Here is a 19270-nt window from a genome sequence, read left to right as displayed (position 1 = left end):
GGTTAACTCCTTTATTGAAATTTACTCACAAAATTAACACGGCCGCAGATTTTGTTACAGCCTGGCAGGCGATTCCTGCTGACAAGTGGCGGTTGGGTCATTACGATAACCCAACATTACCGTCCAGTGGCGACGGAAACAGTCATTTTCTGGTTAGGGAGAATACATGCGAACCCTTTGGCGAATCTTTGCCGGTTTCTTTAAATGGACGTGGCGACTGCTCAACTTCGTCCGCAACCTGGTGATGAACATCTTCTTCATCCTGCTGGTTCTGGTTTGCGCAGGCATCTGGATGCATATCAGCAATGCGAATCAGGCGCAGCATTCAACTCGCGGGGCGCTGTTACTCGATATCACCGGCGTCATCGTGGATAAACCGTCCACCAGCAACCGTCTGGGGGTCATTGGCCGTCAGCTGTTTGGCGCGACGTCCGACCGCCTGCAGGAAAACTCCCTGTTCGATATTGTCGATACTATCCGTCAGGCCAAAGACGACCGAAATATCACCGGGATCGTACTGGATCTGAAAGATTTTGCCGGAGGCGACCAGCCTTCAATGCAGTACATCGGTAAAGCGCTGCGTGAATTCCGCGACAGCGGTAAGCCAGTGATCGCCGTGGGCGACAGCTACAGCCAGGGGCAATATTATCTGGCAAGCTTCGCCAACAAGATCTGGCTCTCTCCGCAGGGGACGGTCGATCTGCACGGCTTTGCCACCAACGGCCTGTACTACAAATCGCTGCTCGACAAGCTGAAAGTGACGACCCACGTCTTCCGCGTCGGCACCTATAAATCAGCCGTGGAGCCGTTTATTCGCGACGATATGTCCCCTGCTGCCCGTGAAGCGGACAGCCGCTGGATTGGCGAGCTGTGGCAGAACTATCTGGGCACCGTGGCCGCTAACCGTCAAATTACCGCTGAGCAGGTCTTCCCGGGCGCACGTGGCGTGCTGGAGGGTCTGCGTAAGGTTGACGGCGATACCGCGAAATATGCCCTCGACAATAAACTCGTTGATGCGCTGGGTACCAGTGCAGATATCGAAAAAGCCCTGACCAAACAGTTTGGCTGGAGCAAAGAGGACAAAAACTACAGCGCGATCAGTATGTATGACTACGCTGCGAAAAAACCGGACGAGAGCGGTGACAGCGTAGCCGTGGTGTTTGCCAACGGCGCCATCATGGACGGTCAGGAAACCCCGGGTAATGTCGGCGGTGACACCACCGCGTCGCAAATCCGTGACGCGCGCCTTGACCCGAAAGTGAAAGCCATTGTTCTGCGCGTAAACAGCCCGGGCGGCAGCGTGAGCGCCTCCGAAGTGATCCGCGCTGAGCTGGCCGCGGCCCGCGCTGCGGGCAAACCGGTCGTCGTCTCCATGGGCGGAATGGCGGCATCAGGTGGGTACTGGATCTCCACGCCAGCCAACTACATTGTGGCTAACCCAAGCACGCTGACCGGCTCTATCGGCATCTTCGGGGTGATTAACACTGTGGAAAACAGTCTGGATTATCTGGGCGTGCACACCGACGGTGTTTCTACGTCGCCGCTGGCAGATGTGTCGATAACAAAATCCCTGCCGCCGGAAGTGTCGGAGATGATGCAGCTGAGCATTGAGAACGGGTATAAGCGCTTTATTACGCTGGTGGCTGACTCGCGTAAAAAGACGCCAGAACAGATTGACCAGATTGCTCAGGGCCACGTCTGGACCGGTCAGGACGCGAAGAACAACGGACTGGTGGACAGTCTGGGTGACTTTGACGACGCCGTGAAGAAAGCGGCCGACCTGGCGAAGCTCAAGCAATGGCACATTGAGTATTATCAGGATGAGCCGTCATTCTTCGATATGGTGATGGACAGCATGTCTGTCTCCGTTCGCGCCATGCTGCCGGAGGCGCTGCAGGCTTACCTGCCTGCGCCGGTTGCCACTGCAGCGAAAGCGATGAAGACGGAAAGCGATAAGCTCGCGGCCTTTAACGATCCACAAAGTCGTTACGCGTTTTGCCTGACCTGCGCGAACGTCCGTTAAAAACCGTCCCCTCTTCCCGCGAAGAGGGGATTTTTTTCTTTTGAAGAACAAGAACTCACTACCATGCAGAAGAAATCGATTTATGTAGCCTACACTGGCGGTACCATCGGTATGCAGCGCTCTGAAAATGGCTATATTCCTGTCTCCGGCCACCTTCAGCGTCAGCTTGCGTTGATGCCTGAGTTCCACCGTCCGGAAATGCCTGACTTTACCATCCATGAATACGAGCCGCTGATGGACTCCTCCGACATGACGCCAGAAGACTGGCAGCACATCGCGGATGACATTAAAGCGCATTACGACCAGTACGACGGCTTCGTGATCCTGCATGGTACCGACACCATGGCGTTCACGGCCTCGGCGCTCTCCTTCATGCTGGAGAACCTGAGCAAGCCGGTTATCGTCACCGGGTCGCAAATTCCGCTGGCGGAGTTACGCTCCGACGGGCAGATCAACCTGCTGAACTCCCTGTACGTGGCGGCAAATTACCCGATTAACGAAGTCTCGCTGTTCTTCAACAACCGTCTGTATCGCGGCAACCGCACGACGAAAGCCCATGCCGATGGTTTTGACGCCTTCGCCTCACCGAACCTGCAGCCGCTGCTGGAAGCGGGGATTCATATCCGTCGTCTGGGCACGCCGCCTGCACCGAATACCGCTGGCGAGCTGATTGTGCATCCGATTACCCCGCAGCCCATCGGAGTGGTTACCATTTACCCGGGTATTTCCGCCGACGTGGTCCGCAACTTCCTGCGCCAGCCAGTGAAAGCGCTGATCCTGCGCTCCTACGGCGTGGGCAACGCCCCGCAGAACGGTGAGTTTCTGAAAGAGCTTCAGGAAGCCAGCGAACGCGGAATTGTGGTGGTGAACCTGACCCAGTGTATGTCCGGCAAAGTGAATATGGGTGGCTATGCCACCGGCAACGCGCTGGCACATGCGGGTGTCATCAGCGGTTTCGATATGACCGTTGAGGCGACGCTGACTAAACTTCACTATTTACTGAGTCAGGATCTGGACATTCAGTCCATTCGCAACGCCATGATGCAAAATCTGCGCGGTGAACTGACCCCGGACGAATAAGGAGGCCTCATGACGCAACGCGCCCTGCTACTGGTCGATTTGCAAAATGATTTCTGCTCAGGCGGCGCGCTGGCCGTCGCCGAAGGTGACAGCACCGTTGACGTGGCGAATACGCTGATTGACTGGTGTAAAGCCCGCGGTGAAGCGGTGGTCGCCAGCCAGGACTGGCACCCGGCTAACCACGGCAGTTTCGCCAGCCAGCACAACGTCGAACCGTTCACTCAGGGTGAACTCGACGGGCTGGCGCAAACCTTCTGGCCGGATCATTGCGTGCAGCAAACGGAAGGCGCGGCGCTGCATCCGCTCCTGAATCAGAAAGCCATCGACGCGGTGTTCCATAAGGGTGAAAACCCGACAATAGACAGCTACAGCGCGTTTTTTGATAACGGTCATCGTCAGAAGACCGCGCTGGACGCGTGGTTACGCCACCATGAAATCACGGAGCTGATTGTGCTGGGGCTGGCGACAGATTACTGCGTGAAGTTTACCGTACTGGACGCGCTCCAGTCAGGCTACACCGTCAGCGTGATCACCGACGGCTGCCGCGGGGTCAACATTCACCCTCAGGACAGTGCTCAGGCGTTTATGGAGATGGCTGCCGAAGGCGCGACGCTGTATACCCTGGCAGACTGGCTGGAAACGCAGGCGTAGTTTTTTAAGCCGGGTGGCGGCTTCGCCTTACCCGGCCTACTTTCTCTGGAGCGCAGCGCCACCCGGCATTTCTTCTCCAATCCCCATAAAGTGAACTCCCTCGCATCCTCAGCGAAGCGGCAATGCTATTCTCGTCAGGTTGTTTTTTCGCCACGCCTTTTCTGTGGCGTGGTTATTTTTATTAAGTCAAAGAGGAAATTATATGAAACGTTTGCCCTTGCTGGCAGCATTACCCTTGCTTTGCGCGTCACTGGCTTCCGCTGCGCCCCTGATGTCCGTCGGCTATTTCAACGGGGGTGGCGATGTCACCGCCGGACCGGGTGGCGACATTAATAAACTGGATGTCCGCCAGATCACCCACCTGAACTATTCGTTTGGTCTGGTCTACAACGACGAGAAAGACGAAACCAACGCCGCGCTGAAAGATCCGACGAAACTGCATCAGATCTGGCTTTCGCCAAAAGTGGCATCCGATCTGGCCTTAATCCCCACTCTGCGTAAACAAAACCCGCACCTTAAAGTGCTGCTCTCTGTTGGCGGCTGGGGTGCGCGTGGTTTCTCTGGCGCAGCGGCCACCAAAGAGAGTCGTGCGGTGTTTATCCGGTCCGCTCAGGAGGTTGTCGACAAATACGGTCTGGACGGGATTGATCTCGACTGGGAGTACCCGGTCAACGGCGCGTGGGGACTGGTTGCCAGCACGCCAGCCGACAGGGACAACTTCACCGCGCTGCTGAAAGAGATGCGCGACGCATTCGGGCAGAAAAAGCTGGTGACCATTGCGGTAGGCGCCAATGCGGAAAGTCCGAAAAGCTGGGTGGATGTCAAAGCCATCGCTCCCCTGCTCGACTACATCAACCTGATGACCTACGACATGGCGTATGGTACCCAGTATTTTAACGCCAACCTCTATGATTCCAGCGCCTGGCCGACGGTGGCTGCTGCCGATAAATACAGCGTGGACTTTGTGGTAAATAACTATCTGGCCGCGGGACTGAAACCACAGCAGATGAACCTCGGGATCGGGTTTTACGGTCGCGTACCGAAACGCGCCGTTGAGCCGGGTATCGACTGGAGCAAGCCGGACGCACAAAAAAATCCGGTCACCCAGCCCTACTTTGGACCGCAGGAGCTCGGCTTGTTCAGGTCGCTCGGCTATGACCTGACCAAAGATACCTACGTGAAGTACAACGATATCGTGAAAAAGCTGCTGAACGATCCGCAGAAGCGTTTTACCGAGCACTGGGACGACCAGGCGAAAGTGCCGTGGCTCTCCGTGGAAGCAGCCGACGGCAAGGCGCTCTTTGCGATTTCGTATGAGAACCCACGTTCCGTGGCGATCAAAGCGGACTACATTAGACAGAAAGGTCTCGCCGGGGCGATGTTCTGGGAGTATGGCGCGGACGATAACAACCAGTTAGCGAAGCAGCTGGCAGAGTCATTAGGGATCCCGCAAAAGTAGCGACGCATTCAAACCCTCTCCCACGGGGAGAGGGTTGGATGAAGGCATCAGCCCGCACGGTTATTGCATTTTCAGCGTCGCAATTGGCTTCGGCGTGATGCCAAAATCTTCTTTCAGCTCTCGCTTGCTTTTCATCACCATCTGGCCGTTGGTATCGATCGTCATGTGCTGCGCGTCAGTATTGTTGCGCGCCTGCCACAGCATCACCAGCTGCAAACTGTTCTCTTTTTGCTCAGGGGTAAGCGCCACGCCATCCGGCCATTTTCCCAGTTCAACGGCGGTGACCAGACGCTGATAAACATCCTGGGTCATCCCGTTAATCATGTCATCAATATTCACGATCTCTCCCTTTCAAAGGAATAATTTGCTGAATCGTTTTTTCAACCCTTGATCTGGTCGCCGTTTTCATCATCCGTAAAGCTCATGGAGGCCGAATTGACGCAGAAACGCTCCCCCGTTGGCTGTGGACCATCCGGGAAGACGTGCCCCAGGTGCGCGTCGCAGGTCCCGCAACGGATTTCCGTGCGCACCATGCCGTGCGAGGTGTCAGTCAGATAGCGGATGGCCTCATCGCTCACCGGCTCGTAAAAGCTCGGCCAGCCGCAGCCGGAATCGAATTTCGTTTGTGAGTTAAACAGCGGGGCATCACAGACCAGACAGTGATAGACGCCGTCTCGCTTGTTGTGCAGTAAACGCCCGGTGAATGGCGGTTCCGTGCCGTGGTTCTGCGTCACGTAAAACTGCATTTCTGTGAGGTTTTTTTTCAAATCGTCAGGGTTACGTTGGTTCGACATATGCTTACATCTCGCTGTAGAAACAGACATCTTTTAACCCGGATTCTAACAAAACATTAACACCCTTGCGTGCACTTTTGTTCTAAACTTATGTGTCGCGAAAAGGCGGTCAGGCAATTGTGATCATGTTCACATTTTTATCCTGCGAGGACTTTAAAATTCCGGGCGCAGCCCCCATGTGGTTGCAAGCTCAAAGGGAAAGTGAGGCGAGTCAGTCGCACAAACGTTAGTCACAGGATTGATTTGTCGCAATGATTGACACGATTCCGCTTGACGCTGCGTAAGGTTTTTGTAATTTTACAGGCAACCTTTTATTCACTAACAAATAGCTGGTGGAATATATGACTATCAAAGTAGGTATCAACGGTTTTGGCCGTATCGGCCGTATTGTTTTCCGTGCTGCTCAGAAACGTTCTGACATCGAAATCGTTGGTATCAACGATCTCCTGGACGCTGAATACATGGCGTACATGCTGAAGTACGACTCAACTCACGGTCGTTTCGACGGCACCGTTGAAGTGAAAGACGGCCACCTGGTTGTTAACGGCAAAACCATCCGCGTTACTGCTGAGAAAGACCCAGCTAACCTGAAATGGAACGAAATCGGTGTTGATGTTGTAGCTGAAGCTACCGGTATCTTCCTGACCGACGAAACTGCACGTAAACACATCACTGCAGGCGCGAAGAAAGTTGTTCTGACTGGTCCTTCTAAAGACAACACCCCAATGTTCGTTCGTGGTGCAAACTTCGAAACTTACGCTGGCCAGGACATCGTTTCCAACGCATCCTGCACCACCAACTGCCTGGCACCGCTGGCTAAAGTTATCAACGACAACTTCGGCATCATCGAAGGTCTGATGACTACCGTTCACGCTACCACCGCTACTCAGAAAACCGTTGACGGCCCGTCTCACAAAGACTGGCGCGGCGGCCGTGGCGCGGCTCAGAACATCATCCCATCCTCTACCGGTGCTGCTAAAGCTGTAGGTAAAGTACTGCCAGAACTGAATGGCAAACTGACTGGTATGGCGTTCCGCGTTCCAACGCCTAACGTATCCGTTGTTGACCTGACCGTTCGTCTGGAAAAAGCTGCTTCTTATGAAGAAATTAAGAAAGCAATCAAAGCTGCTTCCGAAGGCGCAATGAAAGGCGTTCTGGGTTACACCGAAGACGACGTTGTATCTACTGATTTCAACGGCGAAGTGTGCACTTCCGTGTTCGATGCTAAAGCTGGTATCGCACTGAACGACAACTTCGTGAAACTGGTTTCCTGGTACGACAACGAAACTGGCTACTCTAACAAAGTACTGGACCTGATCGCTCACATCTCCAAATAAGTTGAGATGAGTGTTTGATCCAAAAAGGCGACTTCGGTCGCCTTTTTTATTGTTTTTTAGACAGAGGATTGCTTAATGATTAATAAAATATTTGCACTTCCGGTAGTCGAACAACTTACCCCTGTGCTCTCCCGCCGCCAGATTGACGGCGCTGATGTTATCGTCGTTGACCACCCGCGCGTGAAAGCCTCCGTGGCGCTGAATGGCGCCCACCTGCTCTCCTGGAAGCCTGAGGGCGAAGAGGAAGGACTGTGGCTGAGCGAGGCCACCTCGTTCAAAAAAGGGGCTGCTATCCGTGGCGGCGTCCCCATCTGCTGGCCATTGTTCGGCCCGTCCACACAGCAGGGTTTGCCGTCTCACGGTTTTGCCCGTAACCAGCAGTGGACGCTGAAAGCGCACAATGAAGATGACAACGGTGCCGTGCTGACCTTTGAGCTGCAGGCGAATGATGAAACCCGCGCCCTGTGGCCGCATGATTTCACCCTGTACGCCCGTTTCAAGCTGGGTAAAACCTGCGAAATTGAGCTGGAAGCGCATGGCGAGTTCGAAACCACGTCTGCCCTGCACACCTACTTCAACGTGGGTGACATCAACGCAGTGAAGGTGAGCGGCCTCGGCGATACCTTTATCGACAAAGTTGATAATGCGAAAGAGGGCAAGCTGAGCGACGGCGTTCAGGCTTTCCCCGATCGTACCGACCGCGTCTATCTCCACCCGGAAGCCTGCAGCGTGATCCACGATGGTGCCCTGAACCGCGGCATTGAGGTCGTTCATCATCATCACAGCAATGTGGTGGGCTGGAACCCAGGTCCGGCATTGTCTGTCAGCATGGCCGATATTCCTGATGACGGTTACAAAACATTCGTTTGTGTAGAAACAGCCTGCGTGACCACGCCGCAGAAAGCGAGCGAAGAAAAACCGTCTCGTTTAGGGCAGACGATCCGTATTGTTAAGCGATAATCGCCCTGCACCACAAAAAAGCAAACGGGGCGCAAGCGCCCCGTTTTGATGCAATGATTGCACTGAATTAATGCACAATCAGAACTTGTAGGTCACACCCACAGAGAAGATACCCGCCCAGGACTTATCGACCATCGGGCTATCTTTCACTTCATCGCTCAGACGCTCATAACGGCCAGTACCGTAGACGCTCCAGTCGCCAAGGAAGTTATAGCTCGCGGTCAGCTCCAGGTAGGGATCCCAGCCATCATCTGCGCTGTAGCTTTTCAGACCACTGCGGCGAGACTCGTTTTTAGAGACGCCGTAATAGTAGTCATTGTAGTTTTCACTGTTGTACTGCACACCGATGCCCGGCGTCAGGGTGAGCCCGCCGTTGGTATAACGGTACAGCCATGCCAGATCCCAGATAAAGCCGTTGCTGTTGTCCAGCGTATCACCTGCCAGAGCAGTACGCAGGAAGCCATACTCGGTGTTATGCACGTATGAAAGCCCGGCCATCATGCTACTTTTGCGCTTATCGAGCTGGCGAAGCGCGTGGCTGTCGCTGTCTCCCGGCTTGAAGTGCGTTGGATCGTAGTAGGCCATGATAGAGAGCTTGTCGGCCGTGTCGTTCCAGAGATAGTAGCCGCCGCCGAGACCGCGGAACCAGACGTTCTCGCCTTCATAGGTGATAACGGGAACAGGATATACGTCACGATCATACTGTTTGTATGGGCTGTTAATGACGCCAACACCCGCGCCAACCGTCCACTGACTTTCCGCCTGAGCGGTGCTAACTGCGGTCGCGGCAAGGATGCCCAATGCCAGAAGTTTGAGTTTGGTCACAATCCATTCTTTCCTGTAGTCAAATAATCAGCGGGAGAAGTGTAACCGCCATTCCCGTACAACCCAAAATTTTTTGCCTGCTAATCAGTCTGATTAACCCGTTATTTTTCACTTTTCAGATGACAGCACGCTTTCATTTATATGACCACTGAATGAAAAACGTGCTTAAGCCTTAGAACCCAGGTGGAAATTTTTGGATGAGTTATTGATATGTCATTGAAATTAGATTTTCTCAGCATGCAAGTTTGGCAAATGCCATCTACGCTTAATTTTAAGAAGAGTTTTCCTGAACGCCCTGCGGTTCTTAGCCTCTGACCTGGCACACAGGTTGCTGCTCTGGCAGTGAGGTGCGAGAGATTCTCTTCCGGGAGCCTCCACTACTCATACGAACGGCTCTTATCCTGTGCTAAAAAACGAAAGGACGGCATGCCATGAATATATTCGATCACTATCGCCAGCGCTATGAAGCTGCCAAGGACGAAGAGTTCACACTGCAGGAGTTTCTTACCATTTGTCGGCAAGATCGCAGTGCCTATGCCAATGCGGCAGAACGGCTATTGATGGCTATTGGTGAGCCAAACATGGTTGATACTGCCCTGGAGCCACGGCTTTCCCGTCTATTTTCGAATCGGGTGGTCGCCCGATATCCGGCGTTCGAAGAGTTCTACGGCATGGAAGATGCCATTGAACAGATTGTCTCCTATCTGAAGCATGCCGCTCAGGGTCTGGAAGAGAAGAAACAGATCCTCTATTTACTCGGCCCGGTCGGTGGCGGTAAATCCTCGCTGGCTGAACGCCTGAAGTCGCTGATGCAGCGCGTGCCGATTTATGTGTTGAGCGCTAATGGCGAACGCAGCCCGGTGAACGACCATCCGCTGTGCCTGTTTAATCCACAGGAAGATGCGCAAATTCTGGATAAAGAGTTTGGCATTCCGCGCCGCTACCTCGGCACCATCATGTCGCCGTGGGCGGCAAAACGCCTGCATGAGTTTGGGGGCGATATCACCAAATTCCGCGTGGTGAAAGTGTGGCCGTCTATCCTTGAGCAGATCGCCATTGCCAAAACGGAACCGGGTGATGAGAACAACCAGGATATCTCGGCTCTGGTGGGTAAAGTTGATATCCGTAAGCTGGAAAACTTCGCACAAAATGACCCGGATGCCTACGGCTATTCCGGTGCGCTGTGCCGCGCCAACCAGGGGATTATGGAATTCGTGGAGATGTTTAAAGCACCAATCAAAGTGCTGCATCCTCTGCTGACGGCGACCCAGGAAGGGAACTATAACGGGACGGAAGGTATCTCCGCCCTGCCGTTTAACGGGATAATCCTCGCCCACTCGAACGAATCCGAATGGGTGACCTTCCGTAATAATAAAAACAATGAGGCCTTCCTTGACCGCGTGTACATCGTCAAGGTGCCTTATTGCCTGCGGATCTCCGAAGAGATCAAGATTTACGAGAAACTGCTCAACCACAGTGAGCTGGTGCACGCACCCTGCGCGCCAGGCACGCTGGAAACGTTGTCGCGCTTCTCTATCCTTTCGCGTTTGAAAGAGCCGGAAAACTCCAGCATCTACTCAAAAATGCGCGTCTATGATGGCGAAAGCCTGAAAGACACCGACCCGAAAGCGAAATCCTATCAGGAGTATCGTGATTACGCCGGGGTCGATGAAGGGATGAACGGCCTGTCCACCCGTTTCGCGTTTAAGATCCTCTCCCGCGTCTTTAACTTCGACCATGCGGAAGTGGCGGCCAACCCGGTTCACTTGTTCTACGTGCTGGAGCAGCAGATTGAACGCGAGCAGTTCCCGCAGGAGCAGGCTGAACGCTATCTTGAGTTCCTGAAAGGCTACCTGATTCCGAAATACGCCGAGTTCATTGGCAAAGAGATCCAGACAGCCTACCTGGAATCCTATTCAGAGTACGGACAGAATATTTTCGACCGTTATGTCACCTACGCTGACTTCTGGATCCAGGATCAGGAGTACCGCGACCCGGATACCGGCCAGCTGTTTGACCGTGAATCCCTGAACGCGGAACTGGAAAAAATCGAGAAGCCTGCCGGGATCAGCAACCCGAAAGACTTCCGTAATGAGATTGTGAACTTCGTCCTGCGCGCCAGAGCGCATAACAACGGACGCAATCCGAACTGGACCAGCTACGAGAAACTGCGCACCGTGATTGAGAAGAAAATGTTCTCCAATACCGAAGAGCTGCTGCCGGTTATCTCGTTCAACACCAAAACCTCAACCGATGAGCAGAAGAAACACGACGATTTTGTCGACCGTATGATGGAAAAAGGCTACACCCGCAAACAGGTTCGCCTGCTCTGCGAATGGTATCTGCGCGTGCGTAAATCGTCCTAAAACAAGTGCCCGGCAGCGCTAGCGCCTGCCGGGCCAACAAAAACGCAAGTTGGCAAATGCAGTACGGGGGGTATATGACCTGGTTTATTGACCGGCGTCTTAACGGCAAAAACAAGAGCACGGTGAACCGCCAGCGCTTCTTGCGCCGTTACAAAGCGCAAATTAAACAGTCGATCTCCGAGGCCATCAACAAACGCTCGGTGACCGACGTCGACAGCGGCGAGTCTGTTTCCATCCCCACCGATGACATCAGCGAACCGATGTTTCATCAGGGGCGAGGCGGTCTGCGCCATCGCGTACACCCAGGTAATGACCACTTCGTTCAGAACGACAGAATTGAGCGTCCTCAGGGCGGCGGCGGTGGTTCAGGAAGCGGTCAGGGACAGGCCAGCCAGGACGGTGAAGGTCAGGATGAGTTCGTTTTCCAGATTTCAAAAGATGAATACCTCGACCTGCTGTTTGAGGACCTGGCGCTGCCGAATCTGAAAAAGAATCAGCATCGTCAGCTTAACGAGTACAAAACCCATCGCGCGGGCTATACCGCCAACGGCGTCCCCGCCAACATCAGCGTTGTGCGTTCGTTGCAGAATTCGCTGGCGCGACGCACGGCCATGACGGCAGGCAAACGTCGTGAACTGCGCGAACTTGAGAGTAGCCTGAAGGTCGTGGAAAACACGGAGCCGGCGCAACTGCTGGAAGAGGAGCGCCTGCGCAAAGAGATTGCCGAGCTAAGAGCGAAGATCGATCGTGTTCCGTTTATCGACACGTTCGACCTGCGTTACAAGAATTATGAAAAACGCCCAGAGCCCTCCAGCCAGGCGGTGATGTTCTGTCTGATGGACGTCTCCGGCTCCATGGACCAGGCCACCAAGGATATGGCGAAGCGTTTTTATATCCTGCTCTACCTGTTCCTGAGCAGAACCTATAAGAACGTGGAAGTGGTCTATATTCGCCACCATACGCAGGCTAAAGAGGTCGACGAGCATGAGTTCTTCTACTCGCAGGAGACCGGCGGCACCATCGTCTCCAGCGCGCTGAAGCTGATGGATGAAGTCGTGAAAGAGCGTTACGACCCGGCGCAATGGAATATCTATGCCGCGCAGGCGTCCGATGGTGATAACTGGGCCGACGACTCACCGCTTTGTCACGACATCCTGGCGAAGAAAATTCTGCCGGTGGTGCGTTACTACAGCTATATCGAAATTACCCGTCGCGCGCATCAGACCCTGTGGCGGGAATATGAACATCTGCAATCGATGTTTGATAATTTTGCCATGCAACATATCCGTGACCAGGATGATATTTATCCGGTGTTCAGGGAGCTCTTCCACAAGCAGTCTGCTAACAGCAACGCATAATCTCACAGCCAGCGAACGCGCTGGCTGTTTTCTTTCGACGCCGTTCTTCTCGTGCTAATGTAGCCATCTGCATACTGGATTATCACCGGGAAAATCACGATGACTGACGACGTTATGGGGACAGGAACCCACCAGCAACTGATAACCTTACTCACCGGGCAAGGCGCACGTTTTCGCGTTATGGAGCACGAGGCGGTCGGGAAATGTGAAGCGGTAAGTGAAATACGCGGGACCGATCTGCGTCAGGGCGCAAAAGCCCTGGTCTGCAAAGTGAAGGGAAACGGTGTTAAAAAACATGTTCTGGCGATCCTGGCCGCCGATCTGCAGGCAGACCTGAGCCGGCTTGCCAGCCATTTCGGCGGGCTTAAAGCCTCCCTCGCCAGCCCGGCCGAGGTAAGTACCCTTACCGCCTGCGTATTCGGCGCTATTCCGCCTTTTAGTTTCCACCCCGATCTGACGCTGGTCGCCGACCCGCTGCTGTTCGAGCGTTTCGACGAAATCGCGTTTAACGCCGGCCTGCTGGAAAAATCCGTGATCATGGATACCCAGGATTACCTGCGCATCGCCCGTCCTGAGCTGGTGACTTTCCATAAAGTCTAACCGTGAAGGCTGACTGTCAGCCTTTTCTCTCCAGCAACAGCACGGAGGCGACGAGAATCGCGGCAATGGCGAAAAACGATGAGGAGATAATCAGCGTTTCAACAAACATGTGATCGTTCATGATAGCGACCCCTTTGCGATATCTGCCTTCGTTTTAAACCGCGTAAATGACAAGGTTATGACAGCGGTAAAATCTTTTTAAAACTGTTCTCCGCCCTTTTTCCGCGTACAGTAAGCAGGACGATTATTTTGGCAAGGATTCCCTATGTTTGACCCTACTCTGCTCATTCTCCTGGCACTCGCCGCGCTGGGTTTTATCAGTCATAACACCACCGTCGCCATCTCGATTCTGGTGCTGATTATCGTACGCGTCACGCCGTTAAATACCTTTTTCCCGTGGATAGAAAAGCAAGGCCTCACCATCGGGATAATCATTTTAACCATCGGGGTGATGGCGCCCATCGCCAGCGGTACGCTTCCCGCCTCAACGCTGCTGCACTCGTTTGTCAACTGGAAATCGCTGGTGGCTATCGCGGTAGGTGTTTTTGTCTCATGGCTCGGGGGGCGCGGCGTTACGCTGATGAGCAGCCAGCCTTCGCTGGTTGCGGGTCTGCTGGTGGGCACGGTGCTGGGCGTAGCGCTCTTTCGCGGCGTGCCGGTGGGCCCGCTGATTGCAGCCGGGCTGGTCTCCCTGTTTATCGGGAAGTCGTAGTCAGGCTGGCCATGTAACGCGCCGGCGTCTGACCCAGCCCCTTCTTAAACATGGTAATAAACGCGGTGGTCGAGTCATAACCCAGTGACTGCGCCACCTGCTGTACCGATTTCCCGCCGATCAAATGCTGTAACGCCACAATAAGCTGCAGCTGGTGACGCCAGCGACGAAAGCTTAAACCGGTCTCTTTTACCACCAGTCGCGCCAGGTTGCGTTCGCTCATGGCGAAGTGGCTTGCCCATTGTGCCAGCGTCTGCCAGGCCGCGGGCTCTTCAGCCATCTTCTCGCTCATCAGCCGGATTTTTGGATGGGGCGAGACGGGTAACTGTAAATGCTCCTGACGCTGTAGCGGCAGTTCATCAAACAGGACATCGACCAGCCGGGATGTGGCCGCAAGCTGAAGCTGTGCCTGCGATTTTTCTGCCAGAGATAAAATGAGCTCCCGCACCAGAGGGGACATTTTCAGCGTACAACAGCGGTCGGGCAGACTGGCGGCGCCGGGCTCAATGAACAAAAAGCAGAGCTGCGCCCCCGGCGTGGCCCTGTTACTGTGCGGCATCTGCCCGGGGATCCAGACCGCGTACTGGGGCGGTACCATCAACATGGCATTTTCCACTTCACAGGTAATCGCGCCGCCAAGCGCCAGAATCAGCTGTCCCTTGCGGTGATGATGCAGGGGAATATATTGTTCCTCCGCCACCACACGGATGCGAAAGGCGACGGCCGCATCATGCTGGCTATCAGGATCGTAGCCGTCCAGTCCCAGTCCAATCATCATGTTGTCCGATTTTAGCGATAAACTGTCATTTTAGCCTGATTTCAACCGCCGGGAAAATCGGTATTGTGTGCGCTCGCTTGAACGTATGAGAACATAATGACTACTGCTATTCGCACCTCAGGAAAACACGGCGCGCTGTTGATTGCAGGCATCCTGATGATCGCCACCACGCTTCGCGTCACCTTTACCGGCGCAGCCCCGCTGCTGGATACCCTTCGCCTTGATTATGGCTTAAGCACGGCGCAAACCGGTCTGCTGACCACCCTGCCCCTGTTGGCTTTTGCCCTGATCTCCCCGCTCGCCGCAGGTCTGGCCCGACGTATTGGCATGGAGCGTAGCCTGTTTATCGCCCTCTTGCTGATTTGCGCCGGGATAGCCGTTCGCTCCCTGCCTTCCGCTGCCCTGCTTTTCATCGGCACGGCAGTGATTGGCTGCGGGATCGCGCTTGGGAACGTGCTGTTACCAGGTTTAATTAAACGTGACTTTCCGGGCCAGGTGGCGAAACTCACCGGTGCCTATTCCCTGACGATGGGGGCAGCCGCCGCGTTAGGCTCGGCGCTAATCGTGCCGCTGGCCCAGGGTCATGCAGGCTGGCAGGGCGCGCTGCTGATGCTGATGGTGTTTCCGCTGCTCGCCTTGCTGCTCTGGCTGCCGCAGTGGCGTCAGAAACATGTTGCGACGGTAACAGGCGCAGGCGCGTTACATAACCGCGCAATCTGGCGTTCTGCTCTCGCCTGGCAGGTGACGCTCTTTCTGGGGATTAACTCTCTTATCTATTACGTCATCATCGGCTGGCTGCCGGCGATACTGCTTAGCCACGGCTACAGCGAGGCGCAGGCAGGTTCGGTGCATGGTCTTTTACAGCTGGCGACAGCCGTGCCGGGACTTGCCGTTCCGCTGATCCTCCATCGGCTGAAAGATCAGCGGACGATCGCCGGTGCAGTGGCGCTGATGTGCGCAGTAAGCGCTGCGGGATTGTGGTTTATGCCGGATATGGCGGTGATGTGGACGCTGGTGTTTGGCTTTGGCTCCGGAGCAACGATGATCCTCGGCCTGACGTTCATCGGTCTGCGCGCGAGCTCTGCGCATCAGGCGGCGGCATTGTCCGGTATGGCACAGTCTATCGGCTACCTGCTCGCTGCCTGCGGACCGCCGCTGATGGGTAAAATCCACGATTCGGTAGGAGACTGGCGCATCCCCCTTCTCGCCTGTGCGCTGGCCGCGATCGTCATGGCCGTCTGCGGGATACTTGCCGGGCGCGACCGGGAAATCGCGCCCCGCTAAACACGAAGGCAGACCATCGGGTCTGCCCTGTTTTAGCCCCGCGCCGCGCGAAGCAATGCCTGTACAAGAACCACCGGACGTCCTTCCAGCGCAGCACGCTCGTGCTGGAACAAAGTGATCACAAAGAACGGGTGGGTTATCAGCTCCGCCGCACGGATTTCCCCCTGTTCGTCCCAGCCCGTCACGCGCATATCACCGCTCTCCAGCGCCTGAGCAAATTCCGGCGACACACCATAGTTGCAGTGATATCCCTCTTCAATTTCGGGTTTGCCGTAGGCTTTGGCGATCAGCGTATTGCTGCGCAGTTCAATGGCATCGGATATTTCCACCAGCGAGCAGGTCAGCGGCGCGATCACCATAGTGCCTTCGGTATCCGTCTCAGCATGTGCCGCATCGTGCCAGCCCAGCACGTTACGGGCATACTCAATCAGCGCATGCTGGAACCCACCGCAGGTCCCCAGGAACGGAATACTGTTTTCACGGGCGTAGCGTGCGGCGATAAAGGCGGCCTCTGTGTTTTTATAGGGGCTCGCAGGAACCAGCCAGATGGCATCGTAGCCCACCAGATCCTCAGAACTGGTTAATTCCGGGGTAGCAAGCCAGTCGTAATCGGCGGTGAGGTCAAGAACGGCCGCAGCATCGTCAATGGCCAGCGGGATCGCCTTGTGTGCAATAACATCAGGATTGTAATCGCCAACCAGCGCAATGCGGAGCGTCGTTTTAACCGGGAGGTGTTCCATGAAAGGTTCCTTATGCCAGAGTATTATCAGATAACATAAGGAACCTCAGACTACCGATCTTCTGCAATTATCACAATACCTTAAATTGGGAGGGTGGAATTATGATTCAGTGCAAACGCGTCTATGAGCAGGCAAGCCCGGACGATGGCTATCGGGTGCTGGTGGACAGACTCTGGCCGCGCGGGGTTAAAAAAACGGACCTCGCCCATGACGAATGGTGTAAAACACTCACGCCATCGAACGCATTACGTCAGGAGTATCATAGCGAAGCTATTGATTTTGCGACTTTCAGTAAAGCCTATCAGGAAGAACTGGCGCAGCATAAGGACGAGGGAAGGCGTCTTGCGGCGCTGGCACACAAGCAGACTCTCACCCTCCTCTATGGCGCGAAAAACACGGAACAGAATCACGCCCTGGTTTTAGCCGACTGGCTACGCCATTTGTGATCAGCTGATTGTCAGCTCATCCAGCATTTGCGGGGCTTGATCAGGGGTGAGCGGCATCAGATGTTCGGCGCGAACAAACGCAAAGCCGTGCTGATTGTCAAAGGCATAGACGTCTCCGGTGACCAGCCAAAGCGCACGATCCGCACTTGCGGGTAATTGCGTCATCACGCCGTTAACCGGGTTTACAAAACGCAGGCCAGGCTGGCAAAGACCAAACAACTCAACAGATTTACCAATATTGCGACGGCCAGACGCCGTGCGGGCACCGATGATCATCGCCATGCTGCCCGGTTTAAGCTGAAACATACTTCTCTCGCGGTAACAGTAGCCAGATACTGGCTAAGAATAATCCTAAAGAGAAGTGTATCGCAGCACCTGCCCTTCTGTCACCTGGTGGGTTGCGGATGATCGCGACGATAGAGCGTCCATTCGTCGATCACTTCACCACCCGGCAGCTTGCACTCGGTACGAACACCCTGCGGGCTTTGAATCGGGATCTGTTCCCCGCCCTTTTCCAGACAGTAAACGGAAGCCGGGTTCGCCATACCTACGGCCTGTGGCGGTTTGGGCGCATCGGGTGGGGTTGTTTTTGCGGTACAGGCGACCAGGGGAAGCGTCAGCGCCAGAAGCAGAAATCTCATCGCATCGATCCTTGTGACATCATCTTTGCCTAAGGGTAACGGCTCAGCGCCGCTTTCTCCATATATAAAATTTTCTGCATTCATGTTTTACTATGCCTGAAGCCTAAGAATTCAGCATAACATGCAGATGCAGACGTCTTCTGCCTGGGAGTCTTTCTACGTCATGTCGGATATTATCCTTGCCCGTGTTTCAGAAACCCTCGTTACTGAGCAATCCCTTGAAAGTCTCGTTCGTCAGCTGCTGGAGATGCTGGAAATCGTCACCGATATGGAGTCGACTTACCTGACGAAGGTGGATATCCAGGCGCGGCTGCAGCATATCCTTTATGCCCGAAACAGTAAGCAGATGACGATCCCGGAGGGGCTGAGCGTGCCCTGGGATGAAACGCTGTGTAAGCGCGCGCTGGATAGCGACACCATCTTCAGTAACGATGTCCCCGAGCGCTGGCCGGAGTGCGAAGCGGCGAAAGCTCTCGGTATTACCACTTACATGAGCATTCCGGTTCATCTCGCCGATGGCTCGCTTTACGGTACGCTTTGCGCCACCAGCACGGCTAAAAAGCCGCTCAGCGAGCGCGGTGAACAGATGTTAAAATTATTCGCCGGGTTGATTGGTCAGTACATTCAGAAAGAATCTCTGGTGAACCAGCTTCGGGAAGCCAACGCGGCGCTCATCGCACACTCTTATACCGATGCCCTTACCGGCCTGCCCAACCGTCGCGCCATCTTTGAGGATCTGACTACTCTGTTTTCCCTGGCTCGGCACTTGAAACGTAACGCCATCATTGCGTTTATCGACCTGGACGATTTTAAACTGATTAACGATCGGTATGGGCATGAAGCAGGCGACCAGTTCCTGATTGAAGTGGGCAAGCGTTTGACCGCAGAAAAACAGCAGGACGATATCATTGGTCGGCTGGGCGGCGATGAGTTTCTGGTGGCCTCTCTGAGTCATGTCGACAATGAGGAGCACATGAATCAGCTTAAAGCGCGCTTCAGCGCCCGCATTGCAGGGGAATACTGGCTGGGTAACATTAACCTTATTTATCCGGGAGCCAGCCTCGGCGTCATCGAAGTGGACCCAGACGTAACCGATCCGGACAGCGCATTACGTGCTGCTGATGTGGCGATGTATCAGGATAAGAAAGGAAAAAGCAAAACACGCTTTCTCGCGATGGATTAACCCCGTACACTCTACGGCGTTATAAAAAGAAAA

The 19270-nt window shown here is 54.6% G+C and carries 21 protein-coding genes; 13 read left to right on the top strand and 8 right to left on the bottom strand.

Annotation, left to right across the window (positions count from 1 at the left end; all coding sequences use genetic code 11):
* The first annotated feature begins 166 nt into the window (after positions 1-166).
* The 4 genes from sppA (at position 167) to chiD (ending at position 5213) form a co-directional block, all read left to right on the top strand.
* The gene (gene sppA / locus L3068_RS08890; protein WP_023332746.1) at positions 167-2023 is read left to right on the top strand and encodes a signal peptide peptidase SppA; all 1857 of its coding nucleotides are present in this window, start codon (positions 167-169) and stop codon (positions 2021-2023) included.
* Between the two features lie 63 nt (positions 2024-2086).
* Entirely contained in the window at positions 2087-3103 is a 1017-nt protein-coding gene (gene ansA / locus L3068_RS08885; protein WP_014883450.1) for an asparaginase, read from the top strand.
* A 9-nt stretch (positions 3104-3112) separates the two neighbouring features.
* Positions 3113-3754 carry a bifunctional nicotinamidase/pyrazinamidase gene (pncA, locus tag L3068_RS08880; protein ID WP_117581573.1) on the top strand — a complete coding sequence of 214 codons (642 nt, stop codon included), beginning with the start codon at positions 3113-3115 and terminating at the stop codon, positions 3752-3754.
* Between the two features lie 202 nt (positions 3755-3956).
* The gene (chiD, locus tag L3068_RS08875; RefSeq protein ID WP_047027171.1) at positions 3957-5213 is read left to right on the top strand and encodes a chitinase ChiD; all 1257 of its coding nucleotides are present in this window, start codon (positions 3957-3959) and stop codon (positions 5211-5213) included.
* A 60-nt stretch (positions 5214-5273) separates the two neighbouring features.
* Here the strand turns inward: chiD and L3068_RS08870 are convergent, their stop codons facing one another.
* Entirely contained in the window at positions 5274-5552 is a 279-nt protein-coding gene (locus tag L3068_RS08870; protein WP_045135041.1) for a YeaC family protein, read from the bottom strand.
* A gap of 41 nt (positions 5553-5593) precedes the next feature.
* Complete coding sequence (msrB, locus tag L3068_RS08865; RefSeq protein ID WP_023332742.1) at positions 5594-6007, bottom strand: peptide-methionine (R)-S-oxide reductase MsrB; 414 nt, start codon at positions 6005-6007, stop codon at positions 5594-5596.
* 341 nt (positions 6008-6348) lie between these two features.
* Here msrB and gapA point away from each other — a divergent pair, with 341 nt between their 5' ends.
* Complete coding sequence (gene gapA / locus L3068_RS08860; protein WP_014831506.1) at positions 6349-7344, top strand: glyceraldehyde-3-phosphate dehydrogenase; 996 nt, start codon at positions 6349-6351, stop codon at positions 7342-7344.
* Between the two features lie 75 nt (positions 7345-7419).
* Complete coding sequence (locus tag L3068_RS08855) at positions 7420-8304, top strand: D-hexose-6-phosphate mutarotase (protein ID WP_214602793.1); 885 nt, start codon at positions 7420-7422, stop codon at positions 8302-8304.
* A gap of 78 nt (positions 8305-8382) precedes the next feature.
* Here L3068_RS08855 and L3068_RS08850 read toward each other — a convergent pair whose 3' ends face one another.
* Positions 8383-9129: a MipA/OmpV family protein gene (locus L3068_RS08850; RefSeq protein ID WP_014883444.1), complete on the bottom strand. Its 747-nt coding sequence runs from the start codon at positions 9127-9129 to the stop codon at positions 8383-8385.
* Positions 9130-9560: 431 nt separating this feature from the next.
* On the opposite strand from L3068_RS08850, the gene yeaG reads away from it, so the two are divergent.
* The 3 genes from yeaG (at position 9561) to L3068_RS08835 (ending at position 13453) form a co-directional block, all read left to right on the top strand.
* Positions 9561-11495, top strand: a complete 1935-nt coding sequence (gene yeaG, locus L3068_RS08845; protein WP_014883443.1) for a protein kinase YeaG — start codon at positions 9561-9563, stop codon at positions 11493-11495.
* A 74-nt stretch (positions 11496-11569) separates the two neighbouring features.
* Positions 11570-12853, top strand: a complete 1284-nt coding sequence (locus L3068_RS08840; RefSeq protein WP_014883442.1) for a YeaH/YhbH family protein — start codon at positions 11570-11572, stop codon at positions 12851-12853.
* Between the two features lie 99 nt (positions 12854-12952).
* Positions 12953-13453, top strand: coding sequence for a YbaK/prolyl-tRNA synthetase associated domain-containing protein (locus L3068_RS08835; protein WP_023332738.1), 501 nt, complete (start codon positions 12953-12955; stop codon positions 13451-13453).
* Between the two features lie 16 nt (positions 13454-13469).
* On the opposite strand, the gene yoaI is transcribed toward L3068_RS08835, so the two are convergent.
* Positions 13470-13574: a small membrane protein YoaI gene (gene yoaI / locus L3068_RS08830; RefSeq protein ID WP_023332737.1), complete on the bottom strand. Its 105-nt coding sequence runs from the start codon at positions 13572-13574 to the stop codon at positions 13470-13472.
* A gap of 144 nt (positions 13575-13718) precedes the next feature.
* On the opposite strand from yoaI, the gene L3068_RS08825 reads away from it, so the two are divergent.
* The gene (locus L3068_RS08825) at positions 13719-14165 is read left to right on the top strand and encodes a DUF441 domain-containing protein (protein ID WP_023332736.1); all 447 of its coding nucleotides are present in this window, start codon (positions 13719-13721) and stop codon (positions 14163-14165) included.
* On the opposite strand, the gene L3068_RS08820 is transcribed toward L3068_RS08825, so the two are convergent.
* Positions 14149-14940 carry an AraC family transcriptional regulator gene (locus L3068_RS08820; RefSeq protein WP_023332735.1) on the bottom strand — a complete coding sequence of 264 codons (792 nt, stop codon included), beginning with the start codon at positions 14938-14940 and terminating at the stop codon, positions 14149-14151. The genes L3068_RS08825 and L3068_RS08820 overlap by 17 nt on opposite strands.
* 99 nt (positions 14941-15039) lie before the next feature.
* Here L3068_RS08820 and L3068_RS08815 point away from each other — a divergent pair, with 99 nt between their 5' ends.
* Positions 15040-16227 carry a CynX/NimT family MFS transporter gene (locus L3068_RS08815; protein WP_045281780.1) on the top strand — a complete coding sequence of 396 codons (1188 nt, stop codon included), beginning with the start codon at positions 15040-15042 and terminating at the stop codon, positions 16225-16227.
* 32 nt (positions 16228-16259) lie between these two features.
* Here the strand turns inward: L3068_RS08815 and L3068_RS08810 are convergent, their stop codons facing one another.
* Positions 16260-16967, bottom strand: a complete 708-nt coding sequence (locus tag L3068_RS08810; protein ID WP_049010365.1) for a CTP synthase C-terminal region-related (seleno)protein — start codon at positions 16965-16967, stop codon at positions 16260-16262.
* Between the two features lie 101 nt (positions 16968-17068).
* Between L3068_RS08810 and L3068_RS08805 the strand changes: the two genes are divergently transcribed.
* A complete protein-coding gene (locus L3068_RS08805; RefSeq protein WP_045135040.1) occupies positions 17069-17413 on the top strand; it encodes a DUF488 domain-containing protein in 345 nt (114 codons plus the stop codon).
* Here L3068_RS08805 and L3068_RS08800 read toward each other — a convergent pair whose 3' ends face one another.
* Together L3068_RS08800 and L3068_RS08795 are read right to left on the bottom strand one after the other, a co-directional pair.
* Complete coding sequence (locus L3068_RS08800; protein WP_023332731.1) at positions 17414-17719, bottom strand: nuclear transport factor 2 family protein; 306 nt, start codon at positions 17717-17719, stop codon at positions 17414-17416.
* Positions 17720-17799: 80 nt separating this feature from the next.
* Positions 17800-18054 carry a putative hemolysin gene (locus L3068_RS08795; RefSeq protein ID WP_014883433.1) on the bottom strand — a complete coding sequence of 85 codons (255 nt, stop codon included), beginning with the start codon at positions 18052-18054 and terminating at the stop codon, positions 17800-17802.
* Between the two features lie 163 nt (positions 18055-18217).
* On the opposite strand from L3068_RS08795, the gene L3068_RS08790 reads away from it, so the two are divergent.
* The gene (locus L3068_RS08790; protein WP_032637908.1) at positions 18218-19237 is read left to right on the top strand and encodes a sensor domain-containing diguanylate cyclase; all 1020 of its coding nucleotides are present in this window, start codon (positions 18218-18220) and stop codon (positions 19235-19237) included.
* Positions 19238-19270: the final 33 nt, after the last annotated feature.

This window comes from Enterobacter cloacae complex sp. ECL414, from assembly GCF_021869685.1.
Taxonomy (GTDB): domain Bacteria; phylum Pseudomonadota; class Gammaproteobacteria; order Enterobacterales; family Enterobacteriaceae; genus Enterobacter; species Enterobacter kobei.
This window is presented reverse-complemented; position numbering and strand designations above follow the sequence as displayed.

Excerpts from the sequence above, each read along its gene's own strand:
- sppA (WP_023332746.1), top strand. The coding sequence starts at position 167 with ATGCGAACCCTTTGGCGAATCTTTGCCGGTTTCTTTAAATGGACGTGG.
- ansA (WP_014883450.1), top strand. The coding sequence starts at position 2,087 with ATGCAGAAGAAATCGATTTATGTAGCCTACACTGGCGGTACCATCGGT.
- pncA (WP_117581573.1), top strand. The coding sequence starts at position 3,113 with ATGACGCAACGCGCCCTGCTACTGGTCGATTTGCAAAATGATTTCTGC.
- chiD (WP_047027171.1), top strand. The coding sequence starts at position 3,957 with ATGAAACGTTTGCCCTTGCTGGCAGCATTACCCTTGCTTTGCGCGTCA.
- msrB (WP_023332742.1), bottom strand. The coding sequence starts at position 6,007 with ATGTCGAACCAACGTAACCCTGACGATTTGAAAAAAAACCTCACAGAA.
- gapA (WP_014831506.1), top strand. The coding sequence starts at position 6,349 with ATGACTATCAAAGTAGGTATCAACGGTTTTGGCCGTATCGGCCGTATT.
- L3068_RS08855 (WP_214602793.1), top strand. The coding sequence starts at position 7,420 with ATGATTAATAAAATATTTGCACTTCCGGTAGTCGAACAACTTACCCCT.
- yeaG (WP_014883443.1), top strand. The coding sequence starts at position 9,561 with ATGAATATATTCGATCACTATCGCCAGCGCTATGAAGCTGCCAAGGAC.
- L3068_RS08840 (WP_014883442.1), top strand. The coding sequence starts at position 11,570 with ATGACCTGGTTTATTGACCGGCGTCTTAACGGCAAAAACAAGAGCACG.
- L3068_RS08835 (WP_023332738.1), top strand. The coding sequence starts at position 12,953 with ATGACTGACGACGTTATGGGGACAGGAACCCACCAGCAACTGATAACC.
- yoaI (WP_023332737.1), bottom strand. The coding sequence starts at position 13,574 with ATGAACGATCACATGTTTGTTGAAACGCTGATTATCTCCTCATCGTTT.
- L3068_RS08825 (WP_023332736.1), top strand. The coding sequence starts at position 13,719 with ATGTTTGACCCTACTCTGCTCATTCTCCTGGCACTCGCCGCGCTGGGT.
- L3068_RS08820 (WP_023332735.1), bottom strand. The coding sequence starts at position 14,940 with ATGATTGGACTGGGACTGGACGGCTACGATCCTGATAGCCAGCATGAT.
- L3068_RS08815 (WP_045281780.1), top strand. The coding sequence starts at position 15,040 with ATGACTACTGCTATTCGCACCTCAGGAAAACACGGCGCGCTGTTGATT.
- L3068_RS08810 (WP_049010365.1), bottom strand. The coding sequence starts at position 16,967 with ATGGAACACCTCCCGGTTAAAACGACGCTCCGCATTGCGCTGGTTGGC.
- L3068_RS08805 (WP_045135040.1), top strand. The coding sequence starts at position 17,069 with ATGATTCAGTGCAAACGCGTCTATGAGCAGGCAAGCCCGGACGATGGC.
- L3068_RS08800 (WP_023332731.1), bottom strand. The coding sequence starts at position 17,719 with ATGTTTCAGCTTAAACCGGGCAGCATGGCGATGATCATCGGTGCCCGC.
- L3068_RS08795 (WP_014883433.1), bottom strand. The coding sequence starts at position 18,054 with ATGAGATTTCTGCTTCTGGCGCTGACGCTTCCCCTGGTCGCCTGTACC.
- L3068_RS08790 (WP_032637908.1), top strand. The coding sequence starts at position 18,218 with ATGTCGGATATTATCCTTGCCCGTGTTTCAGAAACCCTCGTTACTGAG.